Source organism: Terrimicrobium sacchariphilum (assembly GCF_001613545.1).
Taxonomy (GTDB): domain Bacteria; phylum Verrucomicrobiota; class Verrucomicrobiia; order Chthoniobacterales; family Terrimicrobiaceae; genus Terrimicrobium; species Terrimicrobium sacchariphilum.
The window spans coordinates 3,237,527-3,254,202 of record NZ_BDCO01000002.1 but is presented as its reverse complement, the minus strand read 5'-3'; the positions used below and the strand labels follow the sequence as shown (position 1 = coordinate 3,254,202).

The 16,676-nt window shown below is 62.0% G+C and carries 16 protein-coding genes; 8 read left to right on the top strand and 8 right to left on the bottom strand.

What is annotated here, in order from left to right; translation table 11 throughout:
* Positions 1–109: 109 nt before the first annotated feature.
* Entirely contained in the window at positions 110–616 is a 507-nt protein-coding gene (locus TSACC_RS21910) for a hypothetical protein (RefSeq protein WP_153811464.1), read from the top strand.
* 123 nt (positions 617–739) lie between these two features.
* Here TSACC_RS21910 and TSACC_RS15240 read toward each other — a convergent pair whose 3' ends face one another.
* Both TSACC_RS15240 and TSACC_RS15235 read right to left on the bottom strand, forming a co-directional pair.
* The gene (locus TSACC_RS15240; protein WP_075080094.1) at positions 740–2,560 is read right to left on the bottom strand and encodes a vWA domain-containing protein; all 1,821 of its coding nucleotides are present in this window, start codon (positions 2,558–2,560) and stop codon (positions 740–742) included.
* On the bottom strand, positions 2,557–3,459 hold the full coding sequence (locus TSACC_RS15235) for a DUF58 domain-containing protein (RefSeq protein ID WP_075080093.1): 903 nt from the start codon (positions 3,457–3,459) through the stop codon (positions 2,557–2,559). Before TSACC_RS15235 ends, TSACC_RS15240 begins: the two co-directional genes overlap by 4 nt.
* Before the next feature lie 83 nt (positions 3,460–3,542).
* Between TSACC_RS15235 and TSACC_RS15230 the strand changes: the two genes are divergently transcribed.
* Genes TSACC_RS15230 through pheA form a run of 5 tightly spaced genes read left to right on the top strand, consistent with a single transcriptional unit; the run spans position 3,543 to position 7,709 of the window.
* Positions 3,543–4,319, top strand: a complete 777-nt coding sequence (locus TSACC_RS15230; protein WP_169809665.1) for a phosphodiester glycosidase family protein — start codon at positions 3,543–3,545, stop codon at positions 4,317–4,319.
* 56 nt (positions 4,320–4,375) lie between these two features.
* Positions 4,376–4,729, top strand: a complete 354-nt coding sequence (gene hpf / locus TSACC_RS15225; RefSeq protein ID WP_075080091.1) for a ribosome hibernation-promoting factor, HPF/YfiA family — start codon at positions 4,376–4,378, stop codon at positions 4,727–4,729.
* Between the two features lie 30 nt (positions 4,730–4,759).
* Positions 4,760–5,524: a segregation and condensation protein A gene (locus TSACC_RS15220; protein ID WP_075080090.1), complete on the top strand. Its 765-nt coding sequence runs from the start codon at positions 4,760–4,762 to the stop codon at positions 5,522–5,524.
* Positions 5,521–6,864, top strand: a complete 1,344-nt coding sequence (scpB, locus tag TSACC_RS15215) for an SMC-Scp complex subunit ScpB (protein ID WP_075080089.1) — start codon at positions 5,521–5,523, stop codon at positions 6,862–6,864. The genes TSACC_RS15220 and scpB overlap by 4 nt, the downstream gene beginning before the upstream one ends.
* Positions 6,864–7,709, top strand: a complete 846-nt coding sequence (gene pheA, locus TSACC_RS15210; protein WP_075080088.1) for a chorismate mutase — start codon at positions 6,864–6,866, stop codon at positions 7,707–7,709. The genes scpB and pheA overlap by 1 nt, the downstream gene beginning before the upstream one ends.
* 179 nt (positions 7,710–7,888) lie before the next feature.
* Here pheA and TSACC_RS15205 read toward each other — a convergent pair whose 3' ends face one another.
* From TSACC_RS15205 to TSACC_RS15195, 3 genes are all read right to left on the bottom strand, one after another.
* Complete coding sequence (locus tag TSACC_RS15205) at positions 7,889–8,863, bottom strand: linear amide C-N hydrolase (protein WP_075080087.1); 975 nt, start codon at positions 8,861–8,863, stop codon at positions 7,889–7,891.
* A 293-nt stretch (positions 8,864–9,156) separates the two neighbouring features.
* Positions 9,157–10,188 carry a hypothetical protein gene (locus TSACC_RS15200; protein ID WP_075080086.1) on the bottom strand — a complete coding sequence of 344 codons (1,032 nt, stop codon included), beginning with the start codon at positions 10,186–10,188 and terminating at the stop codon, positions 9,157–9,159.
* 120 nt (positions 10,189–10,308) lie between these two features.
* Complete coding sequence (locus tag TSACC_RS15195; protein WP_075080085.1) at positions 10,309–11,682, bottom strand: family 1 glycosylhydrolase; 1,374 nt, start codon at positions 11,680–11,682, stop codon at positions 10,309–10,311.
* Between the two features lie 120 nt (positions 11,683–11,802).
* Between TSACC_RS15195 and TSACC_RS15190 the strand changes: the two genes are divergently transcribed.
* A complete protein-coding gene (locus TSACC_RS15190; protein ID WP_075080084.1) occupies positions 11,803–12,282 on the top strand; it encodes a DUF309 domain-containing protein in 480 nt (159 codons plus the stop codon).
* Between the two features lie 51 nt (positions 12,283–12,333).
* Here TSACC_RS15190 and TSACC_RS15185 read toward each other — a convergent pair whose 3' ends face one another.
* Both TSACC_RS15185 and TSACC_RS22150 read right to left on the bottom strand, forming a co-directional pair.
* The gene (locus TSACC_RS15185; protein ID WP_075080083.1) at positions 12,334–12,774 is read right to left on the bottom strand and encodes a nucleoside deaminase; all 441 of its coding nucleotides are present in this window, start codon (positions 12,772–12,774) and stop codon (positions 12,334–12,336) included.
* 135 nt (positions 12,775–12,909) lie between these two features.
* Entirely contained in the window at positions 12,910–13,071 is a 162-nt protein-coding gene (locus TSACC_RS22150) for a hypothetical protein (protein ID WP_169809664.1), read from the bottom strand.
* On the opposite strand from TSACC_RS22150, the gene TSACC_RS15180 reads away from it, so the two are divergent.
* Positions 13,070–15,145, top strand: a complete 2,076-nt coding sequence (locus tag TSACC_RS15180; protein WP_075080082.1) for a LamG domain-containing protein — start codon at positions 13,070–13,072, stop codon at positions 15,143–15,145. The genes TSACC_RS22150 and TSACC_RS15180 overlap by 2 nt on opposite strands.
* A 33-nt stretch (positions 15,146–15,178) precedes the next feature.
* Here the strand turns inward: TSACC_RS15180 and TSACC_RS15175 are convergent, their stop codons facing one another.
* The gene (locus TSACC_RS15175; RefSeq protein WP_075080081.1) at positions 15,179–16,594 is read right to left on the bottom strand and encodes a metal-dependent hydrolase family protein; all 1,416 of its coding nucleotides are present in this window, start codon (positions 16,592–16,594) and stop codon (positions 15,179–15,181) included.
* Positions 16,595–16,676 lie beyond the last annotated feature (82 nt).

Sequence of the window (16,676 nt, the reverse complement as noted above, 5' to 3'; positions counted from 1 at the left end):
CTCACTCGAGGTGAAGGCGTTTTTGTTGAATGTTCTCATCTTGAAGGAATTGCTTTTTTGTAATTGAGGTTCGGTGTTGAGAATGCTTTGGGTTTGAGGGGAAGAATTTATGATTTTTCTTTTATCTGTCGGTTCAGAAAAGTGTCCGGGCTGTGGAAAGGTCCTTAATAGCTTTACGCCTCCATTCGGGGTTGTTGTTGGTTCGCCGTTGCTTTTTTGTTCTAAGTGCAAAAAGGAATCTGTGTCCGGATGGAGGATTGAGTGGGTGTTCCTAAGTTGGTGGCACAAGATTCTATATGTCTGTAATATAGTGTTGTTTGGAATTGGTTTTGGGTGTTTTTGCGCCGGGGTGTGTGGGTGGGTTGCTGCTTCAGTGTATGCCGATTTATCAATACGCTCAATCGGTATTGTTTTTGGCGCGGCGACATTTGCTTTCGTGCTCGCTAAGGGGAGCTTAGTTTTTAGTTCGATTTGTAGGACCCGCGATGCTGATTATATACATCGTTTACATCAGGCGAGAGCTGGCTATGCGGTGAGGGTTAGTGCTGTTGGAGTGATCGGGCTTTCTTTGATTTTTGGCACCATTCTGGTTCTGTTGATGGTGTGGGGCGAGTAGTGGCGGCTGGTATACTCCTTTTTATAGAAAAAGGAGTTCGCATGGCAGTTCTTTGGATTTGGCGCGTTTATAAGGGCCAGGGGTTTGGTTTCCGACTTCCCCGTTCCGAAATCCGACTTTGGCCTATTCCGTCATCCGCCGGTGGTGGAGCCACCATTCGAGGAGGATGAGGGTGGCGGCGGCGAGGGCGAGCCATTGCCAGAGCTGGAAACCGGCGAAGCGGGCGGCGGAGAGGAGGAGGCCGCCGGAGCCGGTGGCGGTGCGGAGGTCGGATTCGGCGGCGTCGGCGGTATTGACTGACAGCCAGGAGGACGAGTGGGCGTCGGTGCGTTCGTAGAAGCCGACGCGGTCGAGGAGCGTGGGCGTGGTGCTCCAGGCGTCGTGTTTTTCGCCGGGGGTGGTGGCGACGGATTCGCCTTCGGCGGGGATGTAGACCTGTCCGGCGCGGAGATTGGGCAGTGCGGCGGGTCCGGCGGCGAGCCAGTGGACGGTGTTGCTGATGAAGAGCGGGAAGGCGGCTTTCAGCGGGAAATTGGACCCGGCGACAGGGAAGGCGGTGGCGACGACGCGGCGGCCCTCGGGGGATTCCAGCGCGAGGACGAGCGGGCCGGAGGCGGAGGTGACGGCGGGGGTTGCGCGCCATCCGGCGGGGGCGGGCGGGAGCGGTGTGGCGTTGGCGAAGCGCGTGGTGGTGAAGTCGACATTCCACAGCAACGGGCTGCGCGGATCGGCGGTGAGATCGGCGATGGGGAGCGGCTGGCCGGTTTCGCCGGGCACCTTGCCAAAGAAGAGGACGCCGGAGGCGGGGAGGTTTGCCAGGGTGAGGTCGGCGGGGAGCCAGTCGTCGAAGACCACGACGCGGAAGCTGGCGGCAAGCGAGGCGCGCCACGCGTCGGGGGTGAGGATTTCCAGTGCGATCGACGGATCGGCCTTCAGAGCGCCCTCGAGGTAGGGATTACCTGCGGAGATGAGGAGGACGGGCGTGCGGCGCTGCACGGGGAGCCATGTGCGGGCGGTGTCGTCGACGGGGAATTTGTCGCCGGAGGTGAGGCGGGCCTCGAGGAATCCGGTGAGGCTCTGGAGCGATTCGGCGGGAACGATGGAGGAAAAGTCGCGCTGTTCGCCGGGGGCGAGTTTTTGCGACTGGAGGTCGATGGTGCGGCCGTCGAGGCGGAGTTCCCACTCGATGTCGCGGGGGGCGGCGGCGAAGTTGGCGACCTTGACGAAAACCTCGGCGGACTGCGGGCTGGCGGGGAGCGGGGCCTGGGCGAGCTCGAGGATGGCGGCGTTGTCGAGCGGCGAGCCGGTGAGGATGACTTGAGTCGCGTGGGCGTTGGCGGAGGAGCCTGCGGGCGTTGTCGAGTTTTCCGGCAACGGGCGGTCGGTGATGACGAGGAGGCGGGTCGCGCCGGGGCGTCCGGCCAGGAGGTCGCGGGCGAGACCGAGGGTTTCGTCGAGTGAACCGCCGCCATCGGAGGGTGTGAGGCTGGCGAGGCTCTGGCGGAGCTGGATGGGATCGCAGGAAAACGGCGAGATGATGCGCGGCGTCCCGGCTGCGCCGAGGATGGCGATCTGTTCATCCGGTCCGGCCCCGGCGGAGGCCTGGCGGGCGGCGGCAATGGCGTCGAAGAAGGCATTTCCCGCCTGCATGCGCGCGCGGAGGTCGAGGACGATGACAGTGGAGCGCTGGCCGCGCGGGTGGAAGAAATCGGGCCGGGCGAGGGCGAGGAGGAGGAGCAGGAAAATCAGGAGCTGGAGGAGGAGCGAGAGCCAGCGGCGGAGGCGACCGAGGAAGCGGCGGCGGGGTTCGCGCTCCAGCACGCGCTGCCAGAGCATGAGGGAGGGCACCTCGCGGAGCCGCTGGCGCGGGCGCTGGAGATACAGCGCGATGATGGCCGGGATGAGGACGGCGAGGAAAAAGGCGGCGGGGAAGAGGAAATTCATCGCAGCAAGCCGTCGCGGCGGAAGAGCCGCAGCACGACATCCTCAAAGGTCTGGCGGGTGTCGATGAAGGAATAGCCCGCGCCCGCGCGCTGGCACCAGGTTTTCACCCCGTCGCGGAAGCGCTCGACTTCGGCGGCGTAGGCGCGCAGGAGGGCGGGGCTGGCGGTGACGGCGATCTCCTCGCCGGTCTCGCTGTCGCGGAGCTTCAGGTCTCCCGTTTCGCCCAGGGTGGTCTCGGCGGGGTCCATGAGCTGGATGACGTGGAGGGCAAAGTGGCGGCCAAGGATGGCCGAGAAGCCGCGCTCGTACCCGGCGGGGTCGAGGCAATCGGTGAGCACGATGGCGAGGCCGGGGCGGCGCTTCATGCGGGCAAAGCGCGTGAGGCTTTCGCCGAGGTCGGTGGCGGTGCGTGAGTCGGGCCGGTAGTTTCGCAGGAACCGGATGACGCTGTGAAAATCGGAGCGTCCGCGAAAGATGCCGCTCTCGGCGCGGAGGGAGGAGTCGAAGACCCAGAGGCCCACGCGATCCAGCCCGGTGAGGCCGAGATAGGCGAGCGAGGCGGCCAGCTCGCGGGCGAGGGTCCACTTTTGCGAATCCGCCTGCCAGCGCATGGAGGTGCTGGCGTCGAGGAGGATGGCGACCTCGAGGTCCTCCTCCTCCTCATAGAGCTTCGTCATGAGGCGGTCGATGCGGGCGTAGATGCTCCAGTCCACGCGGCGGAGGTCGTCGCCGGGGGCGTAGTTGCGGTAGTCGGCGAATTCCAGGCTGGAGCCGGTCTTGCGCGAGCGGCGCTCGGCGCGGAGGCTGCCGGAGAGCACCTTGCGGACTTGCAGGTGCAGGTTCTCGAGGCGGCGCAGGAACGCGGCGTCGAATACTTCGGTCAGTTCAGCCTCGGCCATCTGAGGGGAAACGATAGCCGGGACGGCGGCGGTGAAAAGCGTTTATCCTCGACAGGCTGGCGGGCCGGGATTTGATGGCGGGCATGTTGCGCTGGCTGATCCGTACCATTGTCTGCCTGGGTGTCGTGGCGTCGAGCCGCGGCGAATGGATGCTGGGTGAGCGCCGTGAGCTGGGACGGCTGGCGGCGGGCGCGGTGGCGTGGGAGGTCGAGGCCCGCGACGGCTCGATGCGCGCCATCATCACCGGCGTGTCGTTTTCCTCGGCCAATGCCACCCTGCGCGTACTGGATAATCCGCCCGACGCCCGCACGGGATTCCTCGACCTGCTGCGCGGAGCGGGTGCCATCGCGGGGGTGAACGCGAGTTATTTCCACGAGGATTACCGTCCGCTCGGCCTCGTCGTGAGCGAGGGCAAAACGATCCACGCTTTTGAAACGGCAAAGCTCCTGAGCGGTGTCTTCGCCGCGCGCGGCCATGGGTCGATGGAGTTGGTACGCTCCTTCGCCCTGGGCAAGACCGACGGGCTGCGCGAGGCCGTGCAGGCCGGGCCGTGGCTGGTGGAGAATGGCGTGGCGGGTGCCACCCTGAATGCGGAAAAACTCGCCCGTCGCACCGCCGTGGCGACGAATGGAAAAGGCGAGTGGGCACTGGTGATTTTTTCCCCGCTGACGCTAGCGCAGACGGGTGCGCTTTTGACCGTGCCGCACCTCGCAGGAGACTGGAAAATCCAGAGGGCGCTGAACCTAGACGGAGGCTCGTCCACGTCGCTGATTGCGCTGGAAAATGGGGCGCCTGTCGTACAGATTCCGTCCTTCGGTCCGGTGCGAAATTACCTCGCCATAGTTCCGCGCGCCCGATAAACCAACGGGTAGATTTCTTCCCTAGCGAGTTCCCCTGAAATTGTTACTGTAGTTGTATGCAAATCCACCTGAGCCCGAGACACCTGACCCTGACCGCAGCCATCCATGGCCATGTCGCCGACAAGATGAACCATCTTGAGACGCTGGCTGACAACATCCTGGGTGCGCACGTGGTCCTGCTCCATGACGAAACCAAGACGAAGAAATTCATCGTCAAGGTCCACGTCGGCCTGCCCGGCCCGGACGTGCATGCAGAGCAGGCATCGGACGATCTTTACTCGGCAATCGACCTTGTGACCGACAAGCTGGCGCAGCAGCTGCGCAAGCGCAAGACGCGCACTCGCGATGCGAAGAAGCATCGCACGCAGCTCGCCACCGAAAGCAAGAAGCGCGGGTACACCCGTCGCTAACCGGCAGCCAGACCAGGGCATCCAAAGAGGGTGGTAGATTACAAGGTCAAACTCGAGGTCTTCGAGGGCCCGCTGGATTTGTTGCTCTATCTCATCAAGCGCGATGAGGTGGACATCTACGACATATCCATCGAGCGCATCACGAAGCAGTACCTCGAGTACATGGACGCCTTTCAGGTTCTGAATATCGAGCTGGCGGGCGAGTTTATCGTGATGGCGGCAAATCTGCTGTACATCAAGAGTCGCACGCTGCTGCCGAAAGACCAGCAGATGGCGGAGGAGGACGCCGAGGAGGATGATCCGAGGTGGGAGCTGATCCGCCAGCTCATCGAGTACAAGAAATTCAAGGAAGCCGCGTCGCGTCTGCGCGGGCTGGAGGCGATGCAGGAGCAGATGTTCCCGCGCTTCCCGGCCACGCCGGAGCTGGCGCCGGCGGAGTCGCTGATGGTCGACGAGGTGGGCATTTTTGACCTGATCAATGCCTTCCAGAAGATCCTCAAGCGGCTGGAGAAGCAGAACAAGCAGGAGGACCTGCGCGAGATCTTTGCGGAGAACTTCACGGTCTCCGACAAGATGGAGTACCTGCTCAAGGTGATGTCGGCGGGAGTGCCGATGCGCTTCGAGGAGTGCTTCGCCGAGGCCGCGACGCGCGGCGAGATCGTCGTGACGTTCCTCGCCATGCTCGAGCTGATCCGCATGAAGCAGCTCAAGGTGCGGCAGGAAAATGCGCTTGCCGAGATCTGGATCGTGCCCGTGAATACTCCTGCCCCGGAGCCTGAAGAAGCCGTCGCATGAGCAAAGCCAAACGAAAGAAGAAAACCGAGGCCAAACCGGCCCCGGAGGAAGCAGTCGTTGCGCCCGAGACCACCGCCGAGGCCCCTGCCGAGCCGCAGCCCTTGAGTGATACCCCGGTGGACGGGGCGGCCGATGAGGCTGTCGTGGCCGCCGAAGATGGCGTGGCTCCGGCCGAGGCCGAGCAGATTGACGAATCCGAAAACCCGCCCGGCGAGGAAGCTCCTGTGGCCGAGGGGGAAGAGTCTGCCGAAGGTGAGGCAGCGGAAGCCGCTCCGGCGGAAGAAAACGCTGCCGAAACCGAAGCCGAGCCAACCGAGGGTGAGACTGTCGCCGAGGGCGAGGCCGTGGAAGGCGAAGTCGCTGAGACGGATGCTCCGCTGGGACCGAAGTGGGAACTGGCGCAAGTCGTGCAGGCGATCCTTTTCGCCTCGCAGAAGCCGGTGTCCCCGAAGGAACTCCGCAATATTTTGAAAGGCGCAGCCGAGGCCGAGGAGGAAAACCTTTCGGTGAAGGCCTTCGCAAAAGTGAAGGAAGACCAGCTGCGCGAAGCCATCGAGGTGCTGGAAAACCGGTGCGCCGATCCGCAAAACGCCTACGAGGTGCGTGAGAGCGCGGCCGGATGGCAGCTCGTGACGAAGCCGGAGTACGCTCCGTGGCTCCGCCAGCTCTTCCCGGAGAACCGTCCGGCGCGCCTGAGCGCCCCGGCGCTCGAGACGCTCGCCATCATCGCCTACCGCCAGCCGATCACCCGCGCCGACATCGAGGCCGTGCGCGGCGTGGCTGTCGACGGCGTGATGCAGACCCTCCTCGACCGTGGACTGGTGAAGATCGCCGGCCGCGCGGAGATTCCCGGTCGTCCGCTCCTGTACGAGACGACATCCGGGTTCATGGAGCATTTTGGCCTGAAGAATCTCGACGACCTGCCCAACGCGGGTGAGTTGCGCAAAATCGCGCTCCCGACCGCGCCGATTCCCGAGGCTCCCGGCGCGAAGCCGGCCGAGACCCCTGCGGCAACGGAAACCCCTGCGCCCGAGGCTCCGGCCGTTGCGGCGGTGGCTGCCAGCGAGGTTGCCCAGGAGGCACCGGCCATGGTGGAAACCGAGGCGGCTGCCACGGTGCCCGCTGGCGAAACGCCGGAGGCATCGCCCGAGCCCGTCGATCCCTCGGAGCCGGAGGCGGAAATTTCCGACGCGGGAGAGGTTGCATCCGAGCCCGCTCCCACCGATGCTGTGGAGAGCGACCAGCCTGTCGTCGAGGTCGCGGAAGCGGAAGCCCCCAGCGAGGCCTCCGTTGACGAAACCGAATCTTTCAACGATACCGACTCTGAATCTCAAAAGTGATGAACGACCTCGCCAGCCTGCGTGACAAGATCGACGCCATCGACACGGAACTCGTGCGCCTCCTCAACGAGCGCGCCGAGGTGGCCAAGGAAATCGGTACGATCAAGAACCGTGAAGGCCTGCCCATATACTCGCCCGAGCGCGAGGACAAGGTGCTGCGCAGTCTCGTCCAGAAGAGCCAGGGGCCGCTGAGGCCCGAGGCGATCCGCGCCATTTACTGCGAGATCATGTCGGCCTCGCTCGCGCTGGAAAAGGACGTCGCCATCGCGTGTCTCGGCCCGGCGGGAAGCAACTCGCACCAGGCGGCGAAGAGCAAATTTGGCTCCAGCGTACGGTATCTCTTCCTCAGCGATGTGGCGGATGTCTTCCGCGAGGTGCGCAAGGATGAGGCGGATTGCGGCGTGGTGCCGATCGACGATCCCGATCACGGAGTAGCCAATTCCACTCTCGACCAGCTGGCGGAGTCCGACCTTGTGGTCTGCGCGCAGATCGCCCTGCAGACGGAGAACTCTGACAGCAACGTGGCGGCAGCGCGTTTCTTCGTCATCGGCAAGAACACGAACCCTCCCTCCGGCAACGATTGTACGATGCTGCTCCTGCGCATCGAGGACAAGCCGGGCGCGCTCGTTTCCGCATTGGAGCCTTTCAAGACGCTGAACATCAACCTGAGCCACTTCGCGAGCCGCCACGCGGCCAAGGGCAGCAACGACGTGTTTTTCTTCGTCGAGGCTGCGGGGCACACCCGAGACCTGCAAATGGTCGACCTTTTCCGCGAGCTCTCCAAGCGCTGCCGCGCCGTGAAGGTCCTCGGCAGTTTTCCGAAAGCCGCGTCGTCGGAAGTCTGACCAGGAGCGTCAGTATCTCTCGGAAAAGAGGGCGGGTAGATTCCCGCCCTTTTTTTGTGTCCCGGCTCGACGAATTCCTGAGAATCGGCAGCAGGTGCCCGGACATCTAGCGCATCGGTGCCTGGAGCAAATTAAAAAGATATGGAGCCGCCGTTCGGCGACTCCATCTTGAGATCACTCTAGAACTTGAACTCCTTGTAGTTCGCGTGGCCGAAGAGCGGGGCGGAGCGGTATTTGGCGCGGGCGAAGTTGATCTTGCTCAGGTCGACCTTGCGGATGTCGTAGTTGTCGTAGGTGCGGAAGTAATAGATGCGGTTCTTCAGGTCGGCGACGATGGCGTACGAGGTGAACTGCGGGTGTTCGCTCACCCATTTCCAATAGAGGATGCCCTGCGGGATATCGACGGTATTGATCATCGACCACGCGCGGTTTACCGCTGCGAGATCGCTGGGCACCTTGGCCTGGGTGGCGTTGATGGCGGCCATGCGGCAGAAGCGACCCTCCGGGGAATAGTCAAATGCCTCAAATGTATCCTCGTTGAATGTCTTGCCGCGATATTTTGACCAGATGGCAAGTTGCTGCTCGTACGGAGGATCGTTGGTCATGACGCCGACCTTGTTTTCGTAGATCTTCGTCTTGCCCTTGAGAAACTCCACGACGATCGAGCGTCCGCTCGGGTCTGAGATGGCAAAGTGCAGCGCCAGCGGGAGGCCGGGAGTCACCGCGGTGTCGGAGGTGTGGAAGGTTGTCTTCTGGATGAACGCCCTGGCCTCATCGACCGTGCGGGTATTACCGAGGAGGTGACCCAGCAGTTCGGAGATGGGGGTTGTCGTCTTGCCCTTGGCGGGATAGGCGCTGGCTGACAGCCAGAGCGCGCTGACGGCGAGTCCATGCTCGTTGAGTCCATCGCTGAACAGGCCGCCGTGGCTCATGCCGACAAAGCCATACTGGGTTTTGGTGTAGCCCAGGTCGTAGTTGCGCGGCACGAGGGTGATCTCTCCGTGCAGGTCTCCTGGCCATTCCATCGTCCGCCCGACGAAGGGGTGGCCGAGGTCGTTGGTGAATTCAAACCATGTGCACGCCAGAGAGTGGGCAGAGCCCGAAAGAAGCAGAAGCGCGCCGAACAGGAGGGACTTCGCAGGGGGGATTTTCATTTGGGGAGGAACCGGAAAGGTTCTTGCCCGTTAGCATATAGCTTATGCTTAGTGAGACGTCAAGAATGCTCGGGGCATCTGGCGGCGACTGTGTCTAGCCGGGAGGAATGATGGCTAAAGATGATCCGGGTCAGCCTAATGATAATGAGACTGAATTTCCGCAAGTGATGCGCTGAATGAGGATTGTCGGACGGGCGTGTGCGCGAGGGGGGGCTGGTTTGCGTGCGGAGGAAGCGAGCGCCGGCGGGGAACAGGACTCGGGCCGTGGATCGGCGAAGTTTCCGCCCCGGAATTTATTCGGCCTGAGGGGTGGGGGTTGAGGCCGGGGCCTTGCCGGGCTTGGTCATATCCTGCAAGGGCACCTTGTCGATGTCGATCTGGTCGGGGTTGGGGGTATGGAGGAGTTGGTCGGCTTGCTGCAGGGTGATTGTATTACCTGCGCTATCTGTTATCTTGCGGATCTTCCCTGGAATGATGCGTTGGGAGTAGAGGAGGTTGCCCTTGGGCGTGTAGTAGGTGTCCGTGAGTTCGTTCGTCTTTTTATTGAGGCGAGTGGTTTGCGTGAAAGCGACGATGTTTTTGCGGATGAAGTAAGACTGGAAAACTCGCTCCGTGTCGTTGTCTAGGAGAGTAGCGGTAACGGTTCGGGCACGAAGGGTTTTGCCGTCGTTTTCAAAGTAGCGGTCCTCACAGAGATTCGGGGTGTAGATCGCCTGCCCGATTCCGTTTCCGAGTTCGAAATACTCGACGCGAATTTCATTCGGGTTTTGCAAGATGTCCGATTTTGTAACGTCGCCGTGGATGGGCTGCTTTTGCAGCGGCATCTTTGCGAGGTCGACTGGCTCGGGCGGCGTCATATCCAGAATCCGCGAGCGCTGGTCTGGAGGGGCAGGTTTTCCGTCTGCGTTGAAGAGGGTTTCCTCCATTTTTCCGGAACGGAATTTCCTCAGGGCGCTCCCTCGCAACGTGCCATTCGGCTCGTAGGCTGTTATCCGATAATCTTGTGCGTTGTGGGGAGCTGTTGTGACCAAGCTGAGTACGGGTGTGTCGCCCAGGATCACGATGGATTGCTCGATCTTTTCTTTGTCGTTGTCCGTGAGTGTCACGGAAAGGGTCCGCATGTAGGGTGCTTTATCGTCGTGGAAAGCCACGGTCGTTTCTCGGAGCGACATCATGATAATCAATGTCGCAGAGGATTTTCCCACATCCATGCGCTGGACGCGGACTTCGTTGGGCCCGACCGGCGAGGTCGGTTCCATGGGAAACGATGTATCCGCGAGGGCGCAGGAGGTTGCGATCAGGAGAGAGGTGAGGAGCGGACGCATGACGATGAAGCGCTAAGCTTTGTCACCCCTATCCTGAGCAGAGGGGCGGGGCGTGTCAATCTGGCGTCCCGCCACGCCGGATTGCTTAGTTAAGGAAGTGCCTCGTCTCTGCCAACAGTCCTACCGCTCGATGAAGCCTTGCGGCAGCTCGGGCTGGCTGGAGACCTCGTCGAGGAGGCTGGATTCCTCGGAAGTGGATATGATGCCCTTGTAGAAGAGCGCGGAGGGACGGAGGAGGCGGCGCTTCGTCACCGGGTCCATGCGCGACATGCCGAAGGGGGCCTTGTAGCCATGGTGCCACTCGTAGTTGTCGACGAGCGTCCAGACGAAATACCCGCGCACGTCCGCTCCGTCGGCCATGGCTTCCTTCACCTCCAGCATGTGGTTGAAGAGATAACGCACGCGCTTGATGTCGCGGGAGGTGGCAATACCGTTCTCAGTGATGACTATGGGTTTGCCGTAGCGCTTGGCGACGATGTTGATCTGCTTGTAGAGCGAGTGGGGCTGGATGACCCAGCCGAGGAGGCTGTAGTTGCGGCCGCGCCGGGCCTTGAGGGCGAGGAGGGCGGTGAAGTCGGCATACTCGGTATAGTAGTAGTTGAAGCCGATGAGGTCACACACGTCGTAGGTGCGGTCGAGGTGCGCGAAGTTGATGCGCTGCATAAAGTTGTAATATGCGCTGGTGGGGTCCCAGAAGGTGCGAATCCAGTAGGGCAGGGCGACGACGGCCATGACGAGGGCATCCTTGCGGTTCTGCTTGATGATTTTCGCCGCCTCGCGGAATCCCCAGGTGCTTTGGGTGAGGGCGCGGGCGTGCATGTTGAAGTCGAGGAACATACCCGGCGGCCAGACGGAGCTGATATAGCCGAGGGCTAGGTCGCCGTTGGGTTCATTCTGCGGCACGTAGGTGCGCACGTAGGGCGACATGGCGCGGGTGACCTTGTCGACAAAGAGCGGCCAGCGTTCGCGGTAGTACGGGCTGAGCCAGCGGGAACGGCCGGGCTTGCCCTTCACGACCATCCAGTCGGGGAACGTGAAGTGCCAGAGGGTGACGACTGGTTCGATGCCAGCGGCCTTGAGCCTCCGGGCAAAGTCGACGTAGCGTCGGAGGGCGGCTTCATTGTACTGGCCTGGGTGCGGCTCGATGCGGGCCCACTCGACGCCGAAGCGGTAGTGATTCACGCCGATCTTCTTGAGCGCCTCGAGGTCCTTGTCAAACTGGCTCCAGCTGAACGTGGCGTCGTCGCCCTTGGGCGGGACGCGCCCGGCCTCGGCGAAGAGATCCCAGTCGGTCTTGAAGTAATTCGGCGAACCGGGCTTCTCGCCGCGGTCCTCGGTCTGGAAGGCGCTCGACGAGATGCCCCACCAAAAAGGACCGGTCTCGGGCTTGGCTCCCAGGTTGTTGCGCTTGATGCGCGGCGGGGTGGGCGGAGTGATGCAGCCCGTGAACAGAACCGCCGTGAGAAGGCCGAGTACCCAACGCCCGTAGTGCATGGCTCCGCCTTTAGCGGATACGCGGGCTCACGTAAATGGTGGACTTTTTCTTAGCATTATAGCGGGGTCAGGGTTGCCGTGCTGGACAAACGGCCGGAGCGGGTTAATGGATAAGGAGAAATGAGCAAGGGGGAGCGGATCGAGGCGTATGTGCGGTCGCTGGGGCTGGAAGGTTCTCAGTACGACCCTTGCTATCTGGCGTACTTCGGGTGCTTCAATGCGCAGGACTACTACGAGGCGCACGATGTGCTCGAGCATCTTTGGCTTGGGGTGCGGGACGGGGATTATGCGTTTTACAAGGGGCTCATCCAGCTGGCTGGGGCGTTCGTTCATCTGAAGAAGCAACACGCCCGCCCATGGCATCCCAAGGACGGCCGTCGCATGCACCCCGCGGTGCGGCTTTTCGCCCTGGCCGAGGGAAACCTGCTGCCTTATGGACGTCGACACCTGGGCCTCGATCTCGATGAGGTACTGGCGCTCATTCACCGTCATGTCGGTGCGATCAAGGAGAGTGACTATACGCGCAACCCCTGGGTCCCCGAGGATGCCCCGGTGCTGAAGGTGCCCGGCAGCCGGGAGAGGAAGGGCGTGGCGTCCTGAGATTTCACCTTTCGGAGCTATGCTCCGAGATATGTCACGGGGACAGCCCGTCTAGACGGCGATGTCTTCGTTCCAGAGTTCCGGTCGGTCGGCGATGAACTGGCGCATCATGGAGATGCACTCCTCATCTTGGGCGACGACGAGTTTGACTCCCTGCGACTTAAGCCAGTCCTCGGCTCCGAGGAAGGTCACGTTTTCCCCGATAACGATTTTCGGGACCTTGTAGAGGAGCGAAGTGCCACTGCACATCGGACACGGTGAGAGGGTGGTATAGAGGACGCACTCGCGATAAACGGAGGCCGGCTGGCGCCCGGCTTGTTGAAAGGCGCTCATCTCGCCATGGAGAAGCGGGTCGCCTTTCTGGACGCGCATGTTGTGGCCGCGGCCGATGATGCGGCCCTGATGGACAATGACGGAGCCAATCGGAATGCCACCCTCGGCCAGTCCCTGGCGGGCTTCATCGATGGCGGCTTGGAGAAACGGATCGCGCATGGTGGCAAGGAGGGTAACGCGGGTGATTCTCCGTTTCCAGTATGCAGTTGGCCCCCTCCCGGGAGAGATATGTCACGCATCTGGTTGCTTCTACAGGGAGACAATCGAGGTTCTTGTCGTGCATGGGGGATCGTATTAGGCATGACGGAAATCCCCCCGCCAGTGGGCGGATGCCCGAGTCTCGGCAACGGTGAGAATGCGCCGCAGTCGATTGATCGGCGCGTTGAAGCCTGCTGGTGAAAACATGCAGACGGGCGGCGAAAACAGCCGTTCGTCGATCACCTCCCCTCGAATCATGAAAATCCTCCTTGCGGCGCTCTGCGCCTTTTCGCTGGCAGCAGCATCTTCCCTGGGAATAGTCGTTACCGGAACGGCTGATCTTCCCGCGGTGAAGAGCTATGTGCAAAACCTGACCATCGTGCACGACGGCAGCATGATGAACTCCAAAGCCGAGCTGGATTTCATCAAAGGCAAGATCCAGAGCAACACCGAGCCGTGGAAAACATATTACACGAACCTGACGAAAAGCGGACATTCCAAGCTGACCCGCACTCCGCAGGCCGTGGCTGAGCCGACGACCCAGTCGGGTTTCCTGGGAGACTCGTATGCGGCCTACAACCAGGCATTGATTTTTTATTTTACCGGCGACGTCCAGTACGCCCAGAACGCCCGGACGCTGATCCTGGCCTGGGCCTCCACGGTACAAAACTTCGGACAGGTCGGGGCAAACTGGTATCTGGCCCCCGCCTGGGCGGCATCCGTATTTGCTCCTGCAGCCGAGTTGCTGCGCAATACCCCGGGGTCTGGCTGGACGGCTGCCGACACGGCGAGTGTGCAGGCGATGTTTAGCCGGGCATTTTTGCCTGTACTCAAGTTTCGCTATGCTTATGGAAACCGCGAGCTGTCGGTCTGCAATGCGCTGGTGGCGATTGGTATTTTCAACGATGACCGCGCTGCGCTCTACATGGGTTTGCACCAATGGGTTAGCTATGTCCCGTGTTACTTCTATCTCGCCTCCGACGGGGCGACTCCCATCCAGGCGGATTATTTCATTACCCAGCCCGATGCCAATACGCTCTGGGCCATGCATCAGGACCTCTATCCGACGATGGGATCGTCAGCCGACTGGCTGTACACCTACAACAGCGGATATCCGAACTATCCCTTTGCCGGCAAGGGCGATGACAAGACAATGATGCTCATGCCCGCCGCCAGCGGATACACGCTGATGGATCAGTGGTATATGGGGGCAAATCGTAATAGCATCGTCAATCCTGTCCCGGCATTCGTGGACGGGCTTTGTGGCGAGACATTTCGCGATCTGGGGCATGTGGAGTTTGGCTTCACCGCGGCGATGAATGTTGCCGAGATCGCCTGGCGCCAGGGTATTGATCTTTACTCGGGATATCAGGACCGCATCGCGAAATTCCTCGAGTTGCATGCGGGCTTTCGTCTTTCCGAGCCCTTGCCCGCCGCCCTTGCCTCCTCGGGCGTGCTGAATGCGGGTGATGGCATGGCCGCGCCCTTTGAGATCGCCTACGATCGCTTCCATGACAACCTGGGGGTGGCGCTGCCAAAGCTCGAGCAGCTCCTCCCCGTGATCCGGAGCGAACTCTGGTATCGCACGGCGGCTCCCGCGGGAATTTTTGCCTCCGGGTTGTGGGGGCAGCAGTATTATCACATCCAGTGGGAATCCCTGCTTCACCAGGGGCTGCCTCCCGAGTCGCTTTTTCCCACCAGCGGACTCGTCGGCTATTACGGGCTGGAGCAAAACGTCTCGGATGCCTCGGGAGCAGGCAATAATGGAACAGCCCTGGCCGGGGCGGGCTATTCCAGCGATGCAGTGGAGGGAGGTCTTGCCGGGATGTACGATGGAGCGGGGGCCCGCATGGTCATTCCCGACAGTCCGTCGCTGCGCATGACGACCGCGTTGACCATGGGGGCCTTTGTAAAGGTGCAGTCCTCATCCTTCACCGCGCGACCCAATCTGATTGCGAAGAGCTTTAACAACGGCTACCGGCTGCGCTTCAACACCAATGGGACTCTCAATCTCCTGGTTGGCAACGGGTCATCCTCGCCGACCCAGTTCAATGGCACACAGGTCGTGCCGCTGAATGTGTGGACGCATGTGGCGGCCGTGGTGGAGATCAATGGTGGTACGGCCACCGTGCGATTTTATGTCGATGGCGTGGCTGATTCCAACGTGCCGACCGCCGCGCTGGCGCAAATCAAGGTCGGCAGTGGCGCACTCGTTCTCGGCACGCGGCTCGACCAGACCTCGACGACGGAATCACTGGTGGGATTGCTGGACCAGGTGACGATTCACAATCGCGCCCTCAGCCCTGCCGAGGTTTTGCAGATGTGCCAGTGAGTATTTCCTGGGGGGAAGTGCATCCTCCCGGTGTCAAAGCGCCGGGAGGGTGTCTTTCACGCGCACGCCGCCTTTCATGATGACATGGAGGTTGTCGGCATCGGTGAGGAAATCGAGGTCCTTTGTGGGATCGCCATCGACGAGCAGGAGGTCGGCCATCGCGCCGGGCGTGATGACTCCCAGATCGCCGCCGTAGGTGCTGCGCGCACCAGACATTTTCAAAAGCTCCCCGTTGGAACCCGTCGCCATACGCAGAAGCTCGAGGGGATCATAGAAGCGCGTGAGCTTGGCGAGCTGTCGGGCGTGGTTGGGTAGGTTGGCTGGGGAAAAGAGGATGTCGGTGCCCCATGCGGTCTTGATCTTGTAGTGTTTTGCGAGTTCGTACGCGCGAGCGGTACCCTCGGCGACGAGGCGCTGCTTGGCGTGGCCCGCGGCGTCGTGTGCATTGGCGTCCTCATCGCCAAAGAACGGCTGAAGGCTCCACCAGACGCCTTCGTCAGCCATGATGCGAGCGGTTTCCTCATCGGCCAGTTGGCCGTGCTCGATGGAACGGACCCCGGCTCGGACGGCTCGCTGGATTCCATCCGGTGTGTAGACGTGCACCATCACGTAGGTGCCCCAGTCGGACGCTGCGGCGACTCCGGCACGTAATTCCTTGTCCGTGTATTGCAGGCTGTCGAGGGGATCGTAGGCGGAGGTGACGCCGCCCCCGGCCATGAGCTTGATCTGGGTCGCTCCGAGCATGAGTTGCTCGCGCACCCGCCGCAACACCTCTGTCTCGCCGTCCGCTATCATGGCCGCTCCCAGGGCTTCGGCGTGGCTGAGCGATCCTCCGGGAGGACGGGGGATTTCACCTCGCAGGCGGAAATCTCCATGGCCCGAGGTCTGGGAAATCATTGCGCCGGAGGGAAAGATGCGCGGCCCTGAGGTGATACCCTCGTCGATGGCTCGCTTGAGGGCAAAGGAGGGTCCTCCCGCGTCGCGAATGGTGGTAAAGCCCCGCAGCAGGGTGCGACCAGCCTCGCGAGCCGCCACGAGATGGATGTAGCCGGGATCGGCGGTCATCGCCACCATCTGAGGGATGGCGCAAAGCGTGGAATGCCAGTGGGCGTCGATGAGGCCCGGCATCAGCAGCGCGCCACGACCATCGATTACCTGCGCATCGGCGACCTTTTCCCCTGCGCCGAGAATGGCTGAGACGCGATCGCCCTCGATGAGGACTTTGAGGCCGGTTTGTACCTCGAGCTTGATGCCGTCAAAAAGGCGTACGTTGGAAAACAGCACCGGTTGGCGGACCGATGCGGTGAGCGTGTCGTGTCCGACTGGGGGCTTCTCGATATGAGGGGAGACCTCGGCGAGAGGCACGCCGGTTTCCGGCGAGGCGATGCCGGCATTCATCACCCGCTGGAGGATGGCCTGTACGGCCGGGCTGCAGCAGGCGCAGGGCATCGCGTGTCTCTGTGCTGCACCGGCGAAGGGACGCGTACGCCGGCGGGAGGCGCGGCTTGACGGGGGTGCGGTAACCATGGTG